The sequence below is a fragment of the Streptomyces sp. NPDC093801 genome (assembly GCF_040701585.1).
In the GTDB taxonomy this organism is placed as follows: domain Bacteria; phylum Actinomycetota; class Actinomycetes; order Streptomycetales; family Streptomycetaceae; genus Streptomyces.
Map to the genome: position 1 here is coordinate 1 of NZ_JBFBDP010000059.1, position 14,624 is coordinate 14,624.

General features: G+C 74.1%; 16 protein-coding genes. 6 read left to right on the forward strand and 10 right to left on the reverse strand.

Going from position 1 to position 14,624, the window contains the following annotated elements; translation table 11 throughout:
• Positions 1 to 55: 55 nt before the first annotated feature.
• Genes AB0469_RS38895 through AB0469_RS38905 form a run of 3 tightly spaced genes read right to left on the reverse strand, consistent with a single transcriptional unit; the run spans position 56 to position 1,920 of the window.
• Positions 56 to 439, reverse strand: coding sequence for a DUF3037 domain-containing protein (locus AB0469_RS38895; RefSeq protein WP_366456330.1), 384 nt, complete (start codon positions 437 to 439; stop codon positions 56 to 58).
• Positions 436 to 1,287 (reverse strand): HipA family kinase, encoded by an 852-nt coding sequence (locus tag AB0469_RS38900; RefSeq protein WP_366456331.1) that lies wholly within the window; start codon positions 1,285 to 1,287, stop codon positions 436 to 438. Before AB0469_RS38900 ends, AB0469_RS38895 begins: the two co-directional genes overlap by 4 nt.
• 18 nt (positions 1,288 to 1,305) lie before the next feature.
• Positions 1,306 to 1,920: a cysteine hydrolase gene (locus tag AB0469_RS38905; protein WP_366456332.1), complete on the reverse strand. Its 615-nt coding sequence runs from the start codon at positions 1,918 to 1,920 to the stop codon at positions 1,306 to 1,308.
• 76 nt (positions 1,921 to 1,996) lie between these two features.
• Between AB0469_RS38905 and AB0469_RS38910 the strand changes: the two genes are divergently transcribed.
• On the forward strand, positions 1,997 to 2,470 hold the full coding sequence (locus AB0469_RS38910) for a pyridoxamine 5'-phosphate oxidase family protein (RefSeq protein ID WP_366456333.1): 474 nt from the start codon (positions 1,997 to 1,999) through the stop codon (positions 2,468 to 2,470).
• Between the two features lie 5 nt (positions 2,471 to 2,475).
• On the opposite strand, the gene AB0469_RS38915 is transcribed toward AB0469_RS38910, so the two are convergent.
• Positions 2,476 to 3,384 carry a LysR family transcriptional regulator gene (locus tag AB0469_RS38915; RefSeq protein ID WP_366456335.1) on the reverse strand — a complete coding sequence of 303 codons (909 nt, stop codon included), beginning with the start codon at positions 3,382 to 3,384 and terminating at the stop codon, positions 2,476 to 2,478.
• Between the two features lie 74 nt (positions 3,385 to 3,458).
• Between AB0469_RS38915 and AB0469_RS38920 the strand changes: the two genes are divergently transcribed.
• A complete protein-coding gene (locus tag AB0469_RS38920) occupies positions 3,459 to 4,427 on the forward strand; it encodes a DMT family transporter (protein ID WP_366456336.1) in 969 nt (322 codons plus the stop codon).
• A 61-nt stretch (positions 4,428 to 4,488) separates the two neighbouring features.
• On the opposite strand, the gene AB0469_RS38925 is transcribed toward AB0469_RS38920, so the two are convergent.
• Positions 4,489 to 5,820, reverse strand: a complete 1,332-nt coding sequence (locus tag AB0469_RS38925; RefSeq protein WP_366456337.1) for an aminotransferase class I/II-fold pyridoxal phosphate-dependent enzyme — start codon at positions 5,818 to 5,820, stop codon at positions 4,489 to 4,491.
• Between the two features lie 37 nt (positions 5,821 to 5,857).
• On the opposite strand from AB0469_RS38925, the gene AB0469_RS38930 reads away from it, so the two are divergent.
• Entirely contained in the window at positions 5,858 to 6,523 is a 666-nt protein-coding gene (locus AB0469_RS38930) for a pyridoxamine 5'-phosphate oxidase family protein (protein ID WP_366456338.1), read from the forward strand.
• Here the strand turns inward: AB0469_RS38930 and AB0469_RS38935 are convergent.
• Both AB0469_RS38935 and AB0469_RS38940 read right to left on the reverse strand, forming a co-directional pair.
• Entirely contained in the window at positions 6,505 to 7,476 is a 972-nt protein-coding gene (locus AB0469_RS38935; RefSeq protein WP_366456339.1) for an EamA family transporter, read from the reverse strand. The genes AB0469_RS38930 and AB0469_RS38935 overlap by 19 nt on opposite strands.
• Before the next feature lie 207 nt (positions 7,477 to 7,683).
• Entirely contained in the window at positions 7,684 to 8,676 is a 993-nt protein-coding gene (locus AB0469_RS38940; protein WP_366456341.1) for an EamA family transporter, read from the reverse strand.
• A 171-nt stretch (positions 8,677 to 8,847) separates the two neighbouring features.
• Between AB0469_RS38940 and AB0469_RS38945 the strand changes: the two genes are divergently transcribed.
• Complete coding sequence (locus tag AB0469_RS38945; RefSeq protein WP_366456342.1) at positions 8,848 to 9,276, forward strand: SRPBCC family protein; 429 nt, start codon at positions 8,848 to 8,850, stop codon at positions 9,274 to 9,276.
• 79 nt (positions 9,277 to 9,355) lie between these two features.
• On the opposite strand, the gene AB0469_RS38950 is transcribed toward AB0469_RS38945, so the two are convergent.
• Positions 9,356 to 9,970, reverse strand: coding sequence for a PadR family transcriptional regulator (locus tag AB0469_RS38950; RefSeq protein WP_366456343.1), 615 nt, complete (start codon positions 9,968 to 9,970; stop codon positions 9,356 to 9,358).
• A 238-nt stretch (positions 9,971 to 10,208) separates the two neighbouring features.
• Between AB0469_RS38950 and AB0469_RS38955 the strand changes: the two genes are divergently transcribed.
• Positions 10,209 to 10,949, forward strand: a complete 741-nt coding sequence (locus AB0469_RS38955; protein WP_366456344.1) for a hypothetical protein — start codon at positions 10,209 to 10,211, stop codon at positions 10,947 to 10,949.
• Between the two features lie 92 nt (positions 10,950 to 11,041).
• On the forward strand, positions 11,042 to 11,860 hold the full coding sequence (locus AB0469_RS38960; protein WP_366456345.1) for a PhzF family phenazine biosynthesis protein: 819 nt from the start codon (positions 11,042 to 11,044) through the stop codon (positions 11,858 to 11,860).
• A gap of 4 nt (positions 11,861 to 11,864) precedes the next feature.
• Here AB0469_RS38960 and AB0469_RS38965 read toward each other — a convergent pair whose 3' ends face one another.
• Together AB0469_RS38965 and AB0469_RS38970 are read right to left on the reverse strand one after the other, a co-directional pair.
• Entirely contained in the window at positions 11,865 to 12,638 is a 774-nt protein-coding gene (locus tag AB0469_RS38965) for a CPBP family intramembrane glutamic endopeptidase (RefSeq protein ID WP_366456356.1), read from the reverse strand.
• A 178-nt stretch (positions 12,639 to 12,816) separates the two neighbouring features.
• Positions 12,817 to 14,352, reverse strand: a complete 1,536-nt coding sequence (locus AB0469_RS38970; protein WP_366456346.1) for a glutamate-cysteine ligase family protein — start codon at positions 14,350 to 14,352, stop codon at positions 12,817 to 12,819.
• Between the last annotated feature and the right edge of the window lie 272 nt (positions 14,353 to 14,624).

The following is a 14,624-nucleotide window of genomic DNA, read 5'->3' on the forward strand; positions in this document are numbered from 1 at the left end:
CCGGGGCGGTGTCGGCCCCGGACGGCGGACGGCGGCGGGCCCGCGGGCCGCCCGGTCAGCGGACCAGCAGGTCCAGCAGGCGCTCCACCTCCGCGGCGGGATCGGCCGTCAGGCCGGTGTGCACCGGCCCCGGCTGGACGACGGTGCTGCGGGGGGCGATCAGCCAGCGGAACCGCCGCCCCGCGTCGTCGCCCGCCGCCTGGCCCGCCCGCTCGCCGCCCTCGCACAGCCCCTCGACGCCGCGCAGCGCGGCCCGGACCCCGGCCACGTCGGCCTGCGGGTCCAGGGCGAGGAGCTTGGCCTCGTCGAGGTGGGTGCGCGCGGCGACGTAGGAGTGCGCCCGGCAGTAGACGATGACGCCGGCGTTGAAGCACTCGCCGCGCTCCATCCGGGGCACCACGCGCACCAGCGCGTATTCGAACACGTCCCGCTTGGTCACTCGTCGCCGCTCTTCTGCTTGTTCTTGTTCTTGTCCGACTGGGGAGGGAGGCGCTCGGCGAGCCAGCCGGGCGGGCCGGACTGCGGCCTGACCTCGGCCTCCATGGTGATCCTCTCGTGGATCGTCGCCGCGCGCGGCAGCAGCACCTCCACGTAGGCGCGCCGTACCGCGTCGGCGGAGTCGAAGCCGGGCTCGTCGACGAGCCACTCGTCGGGGACGTCCGCCGCGACCTCGGTGAGCAGTTCCTCGGTCACGAGGGGGGCCAGCTCGGCGGCGGCGGCCGCGAGGTCCGGGCCGACCGGGGCCAGGACGTGGTCGGAGGCGTTGTAGGGCTTGGCTGCCGCCGCCCGGGCGGTGGGCCAGTTGTGGTGCCAGATCATCGTGGCACCGTGGTCGATGAGCCAGAGGTCGCCGTGCCAGACCAGCATGTTCGGATTGCGCCAGGACCGGTCGACGTTGTTGATCAGCGCGTCGAACCAGACGACGCGCCCGGCCTCGACGGGGTCCGCCCGGTAGGCGAGCGGGTCGAAGCCGATCGAGCCGGGCAGGTAGTCCATGCCGAGGTTGAGGCCGCCGCTGGCCTTGAGCAGCTCCTGCACCTCCTGGTCGGGCTCGGCGAGCCCGATGACGGGGTCGAGCTGCATCTGGACCAGCCGCGGGACCCTCAGCCCCAGCCGCTGGGCGAGGCGCCCGCAGACGACCTCGGCGACCAGGGTCTTGCGGCCCTGGCCGGCTCCGGTGAATTTCATAACGTAGGTACCGAGGTCGTCGGCCTCGACGATTCCCGGGAGCGAGCCGCCCTCACGCAGGGGCGTGACGTAGCGCGTCGCGATCACTTCGGACAACATCCGGCCAGGTTACGGGGGTCAGCGCCGTGCGGCCCACCGGGCGACGAGGGCTTCGGCCGTGGTGACGGACGCCACCAGGGCGAGCGAGTTGCGGATCACCTCGGCGGTGCAGGAGGCGGGCACCCCGGCGATGGCGTCGGCCGGGACCACGACCTCGTAGCCGAGGTTCACGGCGTCGAAGACGGTGTTCGGGATCGCGATGTTGGAGGAGACCCCGGTGACGACGAGGGTCCGCACTCCGAGGTTGCGCAGCAGGGCGTCCAGGTCCGTTCCGGCCATCGGGGAGAGCCCGTGGAGCCGGCGGACCACCAGGTCCCGCGCGTCCACCGTGAGGGGGGCGGCGACCTCCACCGCCCGGCTGCCGGTCAGCTGGCGCACGGGCAGCCTCCCGGCGGCCCGGAAGAGCCGCGCGTTGGTGTTGGCCCCGAGCCCGTCCGGGCGCCGCTCGGCGACCGCGTGCACCACCTGCACCCCGGCTCCGCGCGCGGCGTCGACGAGCGCGGCCACCCGGTCGAGCATCCCGGAGCCGCGCGCCTCCTTCGCGAGCTCGGGCAGGGCGCTCTCCTCGCCGACGACCCCGTTCTGGCATTCGACGGTGAGCAGCGCGGTGACGGCGGGATCGAACTCCGGCATGGCTCCCCCTGGTGCGTCGTCGGAAGAGGACGCATGATTCCTGACACACAGTCAGATGTGAAGGGGTGCGCGACGGATGGACGGGACACGCGGGCAGGGGGCGCAGCGGCGGGGCCGCCGCATCATGATGACCGGGGAGGAGGTGGACGCCTTCCTGCGCGAGCGGCGCACCTGCCGGGTGGCGACGGTCTCCCCGGGCGGGCGCCCGCACGTGGGGGCCCTGTGGTTCGCCTGGGACGGCACCTCGCTGTGGCTGTACTCGATCACCCGCAGCCGCCGCTGGTCCGACCTGCGGCGGGACCCCCGGATCTCGGTGGTGGTGGACGCGGGAGAGGAGTACGGCGAGCTGCGCGGGGTCGAGCTGTCGGGCACGGCGGTCTTCGTCGGCGAGGCCCCCCGCACGGGCGAGCCCTGCCCGGAGCTCGCGGAGGCGGAGCGGATCTTCCCGCGGAAGAACTTCGGCATCGAGGAGATGCCGCACGACGGCCGGCACGCCTGGATCCGCCTGACCCCGGACTCGGTCGTGTCCTGGGACTTCCGCAAGCTCTAGGGGCCCTAGGGCGCCCCGACCCCGGCGGCCGCCGTCTTCAGGGCCTCGACGGCCGCGCGGAGGGAGGGCCGGCGGTCGGCGTCCGCGCGCCAGACGGCGTACACGTGGCGCCGTACGGTGTCGCACACCGGCAGCAGGCGGACCCCCGGCGGCACCGGCCCCCGGCCCAGCCGGGGCGTCACGCACACCCCCAGCCCGGCCTCGACGAAGGCGAGCTGGGTGTGGTGCTCCTCGGCGATGTGCGCGACGCGCGGCTCGATGCCCGTACCGCGCAGGGTGAAGACCAGCCACTCGTGGCAGAACTGCCCCTCGTTCCAGGAGATCCAGTCGTCGTCGGCGAACTCGGCGAGGGAGATCTGCGTCCGGCCGGCCAGCGGGTGGTCCTGCGGGACCGCGATGTCGGCGGCGTCGTCGAGGAGGTGGATGCGGGTCAGCTCGGCCGGGACCGGCATCCGCTTGTTGTGCCAGTCGATGGCCAGGGCCATGTCGAGGTCGCCCCGGACCACCGCCGCCATGCTCTCCTCCGGCTCCTTCTCCCGTACCAGCACCCGCAGTTCGGGGTGGCCGGCGCGCAGGGCCGTCAGGGCCTGGGGCAGCAGCCCGCGCATGGCGGTGGGGAAGGCCCCGATCCGCAGCTCCCCCACCGCGCGGCCGCGCTGGGCCTCGACGTCGGCCTGGGCGAGCTCGACCTGGGAGATGATCCGGGCCGCATGGTCGGCGAGCAGCCGCCCGGCGTCGGTGAGCCGGATGCCGCGGCCGTTCTTGGCCAGCAGGGGCTGGCCGACCTCCCGCTCCAGCTTGGCCATCTGCTGGGAGACCGCCGACGTGGTCACATGGAGTCCGCACGCCGCCCCGCTGACCGAGCCGTGGCGGGCGAGGGCGTCGAGGGTGCGCAGGCGCTCCAGGTTCAACATGTAAGCGATGCTACGCCGTCGTGCGCAGGAAATCTCGCTTGTCCTACGAGGTCACGCGCAGCAGAGTGAAGCCCATGAGCGCACCCGCCACCCCCCGCCCCGCCTCCTCCGCCCCGATCACCTCCACCGCCCCCCTGCGCGGGGCCGGCCGTACCGGCGCCCTCGACTGGCGCGTGCGCTTCGCCTTCCTCTCGGTGGTGTGGGGCTTCAGCTTCCTCTTCATCAAGGTGGGGACCGGGGCCTTCGTCCCCTTCCAGGTCGCCCTGGGCCGGGTGTTCTTCGGGGCGCTCGCCCTGCTGGCGGTGCTGCTGGTGCGCCGCGAGCCGCTCCCCCGCGGGCTGCGCACCTGGGGGCACCTGACGGTGGCCGCGCTCCTGCTGAACACCGCCCCCTTCGCGCTCTTCGCCTACGCCGAGCAGACCATCACCTCGACGCTGGCCGGGATCTGCAACGCCACCTCGCCGCTGTGGGGCATGGCGCTCTCGCTGGTCGCCCTCTCCGAGGACCGCCCCACGCGCCGCCGGTTCGCGGGGCTGGGCATCGGCTTCCTGGGGGTGCTGACCGTGCTGGGCGCCTGGCAGGGCTTCGCGGGCGTCGACGCCAAGGGCACGGCCCTGGCCCTGCTGGCCTCGCTCAGCTACCCGATCGGCTGGATCTACGTCCGCCGCACCCTGGCCGGGACCGCCGGCTCGCCGGTCGCCATGACCGCCGGGCAGCTGTCCGTCTCGACCCTCCAGCTGGCCGCCGTCAGCGCCCTGTTCACCTCGGCGCCCGCCTCCTTCCCGCCGTGGCCGACCCTCGCGGTGGTCACCCTGGGCGCGCTGGGCACGGGGGTGGCCCTCCAGATGCAGTACGGCCTGGTCACGGAGGTCGGCCCGACCACCGCGCAGATGGTCACCTACTTCATCCCGGTGATCGCCACCACGGCGGGCGTGCTGGTCCTGGGCGAGCAGCTCCACTGGAACACCCCGGTGGGCGCCCTCGTCGTCCTCGCGGGCGCGGCCCTCACCCAGTCCCGCCCGCCGGCCCGCAAGGCCGCCTGACCCGAGGGCCCCCGCCCGGCCCCCGCCGCACCGCGCGGCGGGGGCCTTCGCGTGAGCGCCGTCAGTCGAAGCGGGCGCCGGTCGCCGGGCGCACCGCCGCCGCCACGGCCCCGGCCAGGGGCAGGAGGTCCGGCCCGTCCAGGGTGGAGACGGTGATCCGCACCCCGGGCCCCGCCTCCACGCGGTAGGCGGCGCCGGGCCGCACCGCCCAGCCCGCCGTCATCAGCCGGGTGACCACCGCCGTCTCGTCGGCCACCGGCACCCATACGTTCATCCCGCTGCGCCCGTGCGCCGGCACCCCCCGTTCCGCCAGCGCGGCGACGAGCCCGTCCCGCCGCAGCCCGTACGAGCGCGCCACCGCCGCCCGGTCCACCGCTCCGGTGGCCCACAGCTCGGCCACCGCGCTCTGGAGCAGCCTGCTCACCCACCCGGGGCCCAGCCGCTGGCGGCCCCGGACCCGGTCCGTCGTCACGGCGTCGCCCGTGAGCACCGCGAGCCGCAGGTCGGGGCCGTACGCCTTGGCCGTGGAGCGGATCAGCGCCCAGTGCCGGGTGACTCCGCCCAGCGGGCAGAGCGGCAGGTCCACGATCCCGATGCCGTGGTCGTCCTCGATGACCAGCACCTCGGGCCGGGCGGCCAGCAGCTCCCGCAGGAGCGCGGCCCGCCCGGGGGTGACCGCGGCCCCGGTCGGGTTCTGCGCGCGGGCCGTCACCACCAGCGCGCGGGCCCCCGCCTCCAGCGCCCGGGCCAGGGCCTCCGGCCGCGGCCCCTCGTCGTCGACGGCCACCGGGAGCACCCGCAGGCCCAGCGCGGGGACCAGGTCGAGCACGCTCCCCCAGCCGGGGTCCTCGACCGCCACCGCGTCCCCGGGCCGCAGGTGGGCGGCCAGCACCCGTTCGATGCCGTCCAGGGCGCCCGAGGTCACCGCCAGGGCCCCCGCCGGCACCCCGTCGGCCTCGAAGCCGGCGCGGGCGAGCCGGGCGAGCTCGGGGAGCACCGGGTCCTCCCCGTAGCGGGTCGGGGCCTGCGCGTACCGGCGGGCGGCGGCGGCCAGCGGCCCCTCCAGGGAGGGCAGCAGGGCGAGGTCCGGGTTGCCGTGCGCGACGTCCCGTACGCCCTCGGGCACGTCCGGACGCAGCGCGTCGCGCGGGGCGCTGGCGGGCCGGCCGCGCACCCGGCTGCCGCGCCGCCCGTCGGTCTCGATGATCCCGCGCTCGCGCAGCGACCGGTAGGCGGCCGCCACGGTGTTGGGGTTCACCCCCAGGACGCCGGCCAGCTCCCGCATCGGCGGCAGCAGCGCCCCGGGCGCGAGGGCGCCCGAGCCGACGCCCGATTCGATGCTGGCCGCGATGTCCGATGCGCGGCGCCCACTGATCGTATATTCTCCTAGCACAAAGCCCATTATGCACTAGTACAATGGAGTCCGCACCATGAGCGCCCACCCCGCCGACTACGCGCCGACCGAACGCACCGTCCCGAGCCGCTCCCGTCACCGGGCCCGCTACGACCGCGAGACGGTGCACGCGATACTCGACCAGGGCTACCTCTGCCACCTGGGCTTCGTCCGCGACGGCGCGCCGGTGGTCCTCCCGACGCTGTACGGCCGGGTGGGCGAGGCCCTGTACGTGCACGGCTCCACCGGTTCGCGCCCCCTGCTGGCCGCCGGCCGGGAGGACCCGGGCCTGCCGGTCTGCCTGACGGTGACGCACGTGGACGGCCTGGTGCTGGCCAAGTCGGCCTTCCACCACTCGATCAACTACCGCTCGGTGGTCGTGCACGGGACGGCCCGCCAGGTCACCGACGAGGCGGAGCGCCGCATGGCCCTGGACGCCCTGGTCGACCAGGTCGTGCCCGGCCGCTCCGCCGACTCCCGCCCGGCCGACGCCAGGGAGCTCGCGGCGACGGCCGTGATCCGGCTGGACCTGGACGAGGTCTCCGCGAAGGTCCGCACGGGCGGGCCGAACGACGACGCCGAGGACCTGGGGCTGCCCTTCTGGTCGGGCGTGGTCCCGGTGGCGCCGGCGTACGGCACCCCCGTCCCGGCCGCCGACCTGGACCCCGGCATCGCCGTCCCGGACTACCTCAGCGCGCTCTGAGCCTCTCGGGCGGGCCGGCCCCCGGGCAGGTCCGCCCGGCCCGCGGGCCTGCGCGCCTCGGCGGCGATCAGCGCACCGACCGCCGACAGCAGCAGTACGGTGCCCAGCACCACGGCCCCGGTCAGCCGCTCCCCGAGCACCACGACCGCGATGGCGGCCGCGCTCACCGGCTCGATCAGCATGATCACGGACACGGTCGCGGCCCGTACGGCCGCGGCCCCGGTGAAGTACAGGGCGTACGCCAGGGCCGTCGGCACCACGGCCACGTACACCAGCAGCCCGAGCACGCGCGCGGGCTCACCGGTGTGCGGCAGCAGCCCCTCCACCGCGGCCGGCGGCAGCAGGCACAGCGTGCCCACGCCCACCGACCAGGCGGTGGTGACCAGCGGGTCCCCGCCCTCCCCGCGCCGCCCGAGCCAGCGCGCCCGCAGGGTCATCCCCGCGTAGCCGGCGGCCGAGAGCAGGGCCCAGCCGACCCCGAGCGGCCGCACCTCGCCGCCCCCGGAGCCCAGCACCAGGACGGCGAGCCCGCCCAGGGCGCCGCCGACGGCGGCCACTCCGCCCGGGCCGAGCCGCTCGCCCATCCAGTACCGCGCGCCCAGCGCGATCAGCACCGGCCCGGCCCCCAGGGTGACCACGGTGCCGACGGCCAGGCCCGTCTCCCGCACGGCGCCGAAGTAGGCGGCCTGGAAGAGGGTGAACATCAGGCCCGTCCCGATCAGCGAGGCCGCCGAGGGCCGCCGGCCGCGCCCCGCCCGCGCGCGGGGGCGGACGGCCAGCACCGCCAGCAGCACCACCAGCCCGCCGGCGCAGCGCCAGAACGAGAGGGCGAGCGGACCGAGGTCACTGGCCAGGAAGAGGAGGGAGGCCGCCGCCCCGGCGGTGCCCCAGGCGACTCCGGCGACGACGAGGTAGAGCAGGCTGCGCCCGGCGGCGGGCGAGGGGTTCGACACGTGGTTCTCCGCGCATGCGTGAAGGATGAGGAAAGGGGGTCATCGCTTCGCGGGCAGCACGGACCTCCCCGGGAACCCGGGGCCGGTCTCTCGTTCGGTGGCGGCCGCCCGCGCTAGGCGGCGGGAGGCGGAAGCACGGTCGAATGCATGGTCAGCACCCTACGCCCTGCCCGCCGGGCGGGCCAGGGCGGACCGGACGCCCCGCCCCTACGCGCTCGCCTTCTCGGCCTCGGGCTCGGCCTCGGCCTCGGGCTCGGAGTGCGACGCGGGCAGAACCGATTCGCCCGCCACGGCGGGCGCCGGCCGCGAGGACTGGGCGATGAAGGCACCGCCCAGGACCAGCGCACCGCCGGCCATCTGCCAGGTCGAGAGGTGCTCGCCCAGCAGCACCCAGGCCAGGACGGTGGCCACGACCGCCTCCAGGTTGGCCACCACGCCCGCCACCTGCGGCGAGAGCATCCGCACCGAGACCACGCCGGTCAGGTACGCGGCCACGGTGGCGACCAGCACCACCCAGCCCAGCAGCACCAGGGCGGGCACCTGCGCGCCCCCGAGCGCCGCGTCCCCGCCCAGCACCTGCCAGTCCATCTGCCAGGGGCGGGCCAGCACGGTCATCACCAGGGCGCCGACGATCATGCCGTACGCGATCACGCCCATCGGGTCGGGCACGTCCTCGCCGTCGGTTCCCTGGTCCGCGAAGACGAAGTAGAAGGCCTGGCAGCAGGCGGCGGCGAGGCCGAGGAGCACCCCGAGCGGGTCCAGGCTCAGCCCGGCCCAGATCTGAACCACGCAGGCCAGCCCCGCGACGGCCACCGCCGCGCCGGCCGCGGCCGCCCGGGTCACCGGCTTGCGCTGCACGAACCGGATGTATCCGAGCAGCAGCGCCGGACCCAGGTACTCCAGCAGCAGGGCCACGCCGACCGGGATCCGCGAGAGGGCGGCGAAGTAGAAGGCCTGCACGCCCGCGACGGCGACCAGCCCGAAGCCGGCGAGCAGCAGGGGCCGCCGCCGCACCAGGTCACGGTGGCGCCACGCCAGCGGGGACAGCACCAGGGCCGCCCCCGCCACCCGCAGCCACACCATGTGGAGCGGGTCCAGACCCGCCTCGATCAGCGGCTTCGCCGCGACGCCGGAACCACCGAACGCACACGCCGAGACGAGGGCGAGGCCCAGTCCGGCGTTCTTCCCTGACGCTTGCATCGGGCCATCATGACAGGGTGCGTCAGGAGCGTCATCCAAGTGACACCTGTTGAGACGCAGCCGATACCGAAGGGGCGGCCCACCCCGATGTCTGACGGGTCATCAGTATTGAATGTTCCGACCCCGAGAGCTACGTTCCGCCGCAGGTACCCGACGAGAAGGGGTGGACGCATGGCTGAAGTCACCGCGGAATCACGCATCGGGGCGCCCGCCGCGAAGCTCTGGGGCCAGCTGACCGACTGGGGCGCGTACGGCCGGTGGAGCACGACCCACACCGACTTCCCGAAGGGCGGCCCCGAGACCCTCGCGGTCGGCGCCACCTTCACCGAGAACATGAAGATGATGGGCTTCCCCGCCGAGGTCCTCTGGACGGTCTCGGAACTGGAGGACGGGCGCGTCCTCGCCATCACGGGCAAGGGTCCGATGGGGGTCGCCGTCCTCACCCGCTACACCCTGACCGCCGACGGCGGGGCCACGAAGGTCCGCATCGACGGGGAGTTCACCGGCGCCGCCGTGTCCCTGATGGCGGGCAAGCTCAAGGACTCGGCGACCGCGGCCCTGAACGAGTCGCTGCGCCGGCTGGCCGCCCTCGTCGCCTGATCCTCCCCTCCCGCGCGCACGACGGCGCGCCCCGCGAGAGCTCTCGCGGGGCGCGCCGTCCTCGTCCGGCCGGGGCCGGTCAGTGCTCGTCGGCCAGGATCAGGTAGAGCTTCTTGCGGGCGTCGTTGACGACCGCGAGGGCCTTCTCGCGCTGCTCGGGCGTGCCGGTCTTGAAGACCTGCCCGAAGGCCTCCATCAGGCCGACGCCGGCGGCACGGACCTCGTGCATCGCCTCGAAGTCGAAGCCGCGCCCGGCGTCCGCCCAGGGGGCGTCCGGGCCCGACTCGGCCTCGGTGCGACCGGTGTCGGTGAGCGTGAACAGCTTCTTGCCGCCCTCGCTCGCGCTGCTGATCAGCCCCTCGTCCTCGAGGAGCTGGAGGGTCGGGTAGACCGAGCCGGGGCTGGGCTTCCACGCCCCGCCGCTGCGCTCGCCGATCTCCTGGATCATCTCGTAGCCGTGCATGGGCCGGTCGGCGAGCAGCGCCAGGATGGAGGCGCGCACGTCGCCGCGCCGCGCCCGCCCGCGCGGGCCGCCGCGCCCGCCCCGCCCGCCGAAGGGCCCGCCGCCGAAGCCGGGCCCGAACGGTCCGAAGGCCGCGCGCAGCCCCCTGAACTCCTCCCGACGGTCCGGCCCGCAGTGGCCGTGACCCCGTCCGTGCTCGTGTCCGTGGTCGTGCTGTCCGCGTGAACGCATCACTGCGCTCCTTTCGTCTCACTGTGATTGCTTGACGTGTTTCACTATCGTTGATCCATCGCGATGCGTCAACGATATATCGGAAACTATCGCAAGCGAAGGCCATCCGGAGGCGGCAACACCGCTCCCCACCTGCACCCTTTGGGGTGGATTGCTGAGGGAACTCCTAGTCGACGCTCGTCCGCGCGTGCTGTTCTTGCCCCGCGAATCCATGGGAAGCCGACGAAAGAGGACATCCATGCGCCACCAGGGACGGATCAGGAAGTGGCTCGCCGCAGCAGCCGGCGCCGCCGCGCTGCTCTCCCTGCTCACCGGACCGGCCACCGCCGACGGGGTACGGCCGCTGGCGGGAAGCACGCTCAACCTGCACCAGTGCGTGTACGCCCCCACCCCGGGGGTCGACTACTTCACGACGCTGGTGCCCAGCCGCGACGGCCGCTTCACCACGGGCACCAACACCGCGGCCGCACCGGACCGGGAGCTGTCCTGCGGCGGCGGCGACGGCAACTACACCCCGGTCCGCCCCTGGGCCGCCTTCGAGTCCCTCGACCTGACCGCCGGCCGCTACCTGAACCTGCACCAGTGCGTGTACTACTCCGACCTCCAGCACGACCACCTGACCGTGATCGTGCCGGGCGGGGGCAGCGAGTGGAGCGCGGGGACCAACGTCTCGAACACCCCCGACACCCAGGTCTCCTGCGGTCCGGGGCGCGGGCTCTACTACCTGGTGCCCCTGCTGTCCTCCGTCCGGGCGCTGGACCTGACCGCCGGCCGCTACCTGAACCTCCAGCAGTGCCAGTACTACTTCGACCGCTTCACCGACCACTTCACCACCTTCCTGCCGAGCGGTGACGGGCGCTTCCGCACCGGAACGAAGATCTCCGGCACCGCCGACACCGCCCCCACCTGCGGCTCCGGAGACGGGAACTACACCCTGATCCCGATGCTGTCGGGGACCAAGGCGCTCTCCCGCACCTGACCGCCACCGACACGACCGCACCGGGGCGGACCAAGGCCAGTCATCCCGGATTGGCCTTGGTGCGGGTCCCGGCGGGCACCTACGGTCGGTCCATGCGCCTGCGAATCATCGATGCCTTCACCGACCGCCCCTTCCACGGCAACCCCGCCGGGGTCCTCCTCCTGGACGGGCCGTTCCCGCCGGACGCCTGGCTCCAGCAGGTCGCCGCGGAGGTCAACCTCTCCGAGACGGCCTTCGCCCACCCGCTGCCGCCCGGCGGGGACGCCGACTGGGCGCTGCGCTGGTTCACCCCGACCGCCGAGGTCGACATGTGCGGCCACGCCACCCTCGCCACCGCGCACGCCCTGGCCACCAGCGGCCTGGCCGAGGGCCTGATCCGCTTCACGGCACGCTGCGGCGTCCTCACGGCCGAGGTCGCCGACGACGGCACCGTGACCATGGACTTCCCGACCTCCGCCCTCACCCCGGTCGAGCCGGACCCCGCGATCGCCGACGCGCTCGGCGCCCCGGTCAAGTCGGTGCACGACACCTCCGCCCACATCGGCGACCTGGTGGTGGAGCTGGCCGACGAGCGGTCGGTACGGGAGCTCACCCCCGACTTCGCCGCCCTGCGCGGCTACGCCCGCCGCGGGATGATCGTCACGGCCCCCGCCGAGGACCCCTCCCGCGGCTACGACTTCGTCAGCCGGGGCTTCTTCCCCGCGCTCGGCATCGACGAGGACCCGGTCACGGGAAGCGCCCACACCGCCCTCGCCCCCTTCTGGGCGGCGCGCACGGGCCGCACCGAGATGACCGGCCTCCAGGGCGGGGCCCGCCGGGGCCTGGTCCGGGTGCGGCTGAAGGGCGAGCGCACGCTCCTGACGGGCCACGCCGTCACCGTCATCGACGGCGAGCTGCGCACCTCCCCGTGACGCCCTACGGGGTCGGCAGCCAGCCGACCTTGCCGGCGAGCAGGGCGTACCCGCCGAAGGCCACGATGTCGAGCAGCGCGTGCGCGACGACCAGCGGCCCCACCCGGCCCCACCGCCGGTAGGCGAGGACGAAGACGACGCCCATCACCGCGTTGCCGATGAACCCGCCGATGCCCTGGTAGAGGTGGTACGAGCCGCGCAGCAGGGAACTGGCCAGCAGCGCGGCCGTCGGCGACCAGCCCAGCTGCCCCAGCCGGCGCAGCAGGTAGGCGAGCACGATGACCTCCTCCACCACGGCGTTCTGCACCGCGGAGAGGATCAGCACCGGGAACTTCCACCACACGTCGGGCAGTGCCTCCGGCACCACCGTCAGGTTGAAGCCGGTGGCGCGGGCCGCCAGGTAGAAGGCCAGCCCGGCGCTCCCGATGCCGGCGGCCACCAGTGCGCCCCGGGCGAGGTCCGGGCCGGGGCGGGTGCGGTCGAAGCCCAGCACCCGCAGGCCGGGCGCGCCCTCCCGGGTCAGCAGGTGCGCGACGAGCAGCACCGGCACCAGGGCGGTGGCGATCCCGAACAGCTGCCAGGCCAGGTCGAGCCAGGGCCGTCCGGGGGCGTGGGAGCCGTTGAGGGTGGCGGCCTGGTCCTTGAGGCCGCCCGGCCTGGTGAGCGAGCCGATGAAGCTGATCAGCGAGGAGACGCTGCTCGCGCCCAGCGACAGCGCGAGCACGAGCAGCGTCTCGGTGCGCAGGAGGCGCCGCCGCCCGTCCTCGCCCAGCTCCATGAACACCGGCTCCGGTTCCGCCCGCACGCCCGACTCCCGTCCTGCCCCGCCCGTCACGCTCCGACCACCCCATACTGCCTCCTCGGAGGCCGGACGGGATCACCGGGACGGGCGGGCCGGTCCGGGACGGGACGGGCGCACCGGTCCGGGGCGCCGGCGGGCCGGACCGGTGCGCCGGTCAGCGGCGGACGGCCGCGGGGGCGTCCACCTCCTGTTCCTCCAGACCGACCGGCCAGGTGTGCACGGGGTCGCCCCGGTGCATCAGCTCGCTGTAGCGCCGGGTGGTGGCCGCCAGGGCGGCGTCGCGGTCCAGTCCGCCCGCGAGGGCGCGGTGGTACGTCTCCACCTGCCAGGTCGCCCCGTTCACCCGGCGCCGGCACCGCTCCTCGATGATCCCCAGGTAGAAGTCCCGGTCGGCGGGCTCGATGCCCCAGGCGTCCAGCCCGGCCGCGGCCATCGGCAGCAGCTCGTCCAGCACCAGCCGCACGGCCGGCACGCTCGCCAGCCCCCCGGAGCGGCCCTTGCGGGGCCAGCGGATCCGCGCGTCGATCCCGTACCGGCAGGCCGCGTCGAAGTTGGCCTCGGCCTCCGCGAAGGACATCCGGGTCCACACCGGGCGCTGCTCGTCCGCGAGGGTGCGGACGAGCCCGTAGTAGAAGGCGGCGTTGGCGACGACGTCGGCGACGGTGGGCCCGGCCGGCAGCACCCGGTTCTCCACCCGCAGGTGCGGCATCCCGTCGGCCACCCCGTAGACGGGCCGGTTCCACCGGTAGACCGTGCCGTTGTGCAGCACCAGCTCCTGGAGGCTGGGCACCCCGCCCTCGGCGAGCACCCGCAGCGGCTCCTCCTCGTCGCAGATCGGCAGCAGGGAGGGGAAGAAGCGGACGTTCTCGGCGAAGAGCTCGTACGCCGAGTCCACCCACTTCTCCCCGAACCAGGTGCGCGGACGGACCCCCTGGGCCTGGAGCTCGGGCGGCCGGGTGTCCGTGGCCTGGGTGAACAGCGGCGGTCGCGACTCGCGCCACAGCTCGTGCCCGAACAGGAACGGCGAGTTCGCCCCCACCGCTATCTGTACGGCCGTCACCGCCTGGGCGGCGTTCCACACGTCCGAGAACCGCGCCGGGGTGACCTGGAGGTGCAGCTGTACGGAGGTGCAGGCGGCCTCCGGCACGATCGACCCGGTGCTCCAGGTCAGCCGCTCGACCCCCTCGATGTCCAGCCGGAAGTCCTCGCCGCGCATCATCAGGATCTGCTCGTTGAGCAGGGAGTAGCGGTCCACGGCCGACAGGTTGGCCAGCGCCAGGTCGGCGCGGGTGATCGTCGGGAGGATCCCGATCATCACCACCCCCGCGTCGATCTCCGCGGCCTGCCGGTGGGCGTAGTGCAGGCCCGCGCTCAACTCCTCCGCGAGCCGGTCGAATACCCGCCCGTCGAGCCGGTGCGGGAGTACGTTCACCTCCAGGTTGAACATTCCGAGTTCGGTCTGGAAATCCGGGCTCGCAATCCGCTCCAGTACCTGCGCATTCACCATGCGCGGCAAACCGTCGGCACCCGCGAGATTCAGCTCGATCTCCAGTCCCATCATGTTCTTGGGGCGGTCGAACCTCTTCTCCGCCAGAAGCCGCTCCAGCCCCTCCAGGCACTCGTGAAGCTTCCTCCGATACCGATGCCGATCGGACAGGTCGAATCCGCCTGCCACGACCTTCTCCCCCATCGAAGCGTCCCTCCTCGAGTGGGCCTGGCCCGGTGCGTCCGGGCGCGCGTTACGGTCGATGATGCCCAGGGGCCGTGATCGATAACGCCGCGCGGCGCGGCTTGGCGGGGAGCGCGCGCCGGTGTGGCCGGATGGGCGCTCCGGCACATTCGCCTGGCAACCCCCGGTGCGCAAATTCCGTACGGGTTTTACCCGTTCATGATTACCGGCACTTTCCAGCCGAGCCCCCTTCCGGTAACCTCCGAGGTCAGCGCGGTTCCTTCACGCGTGAA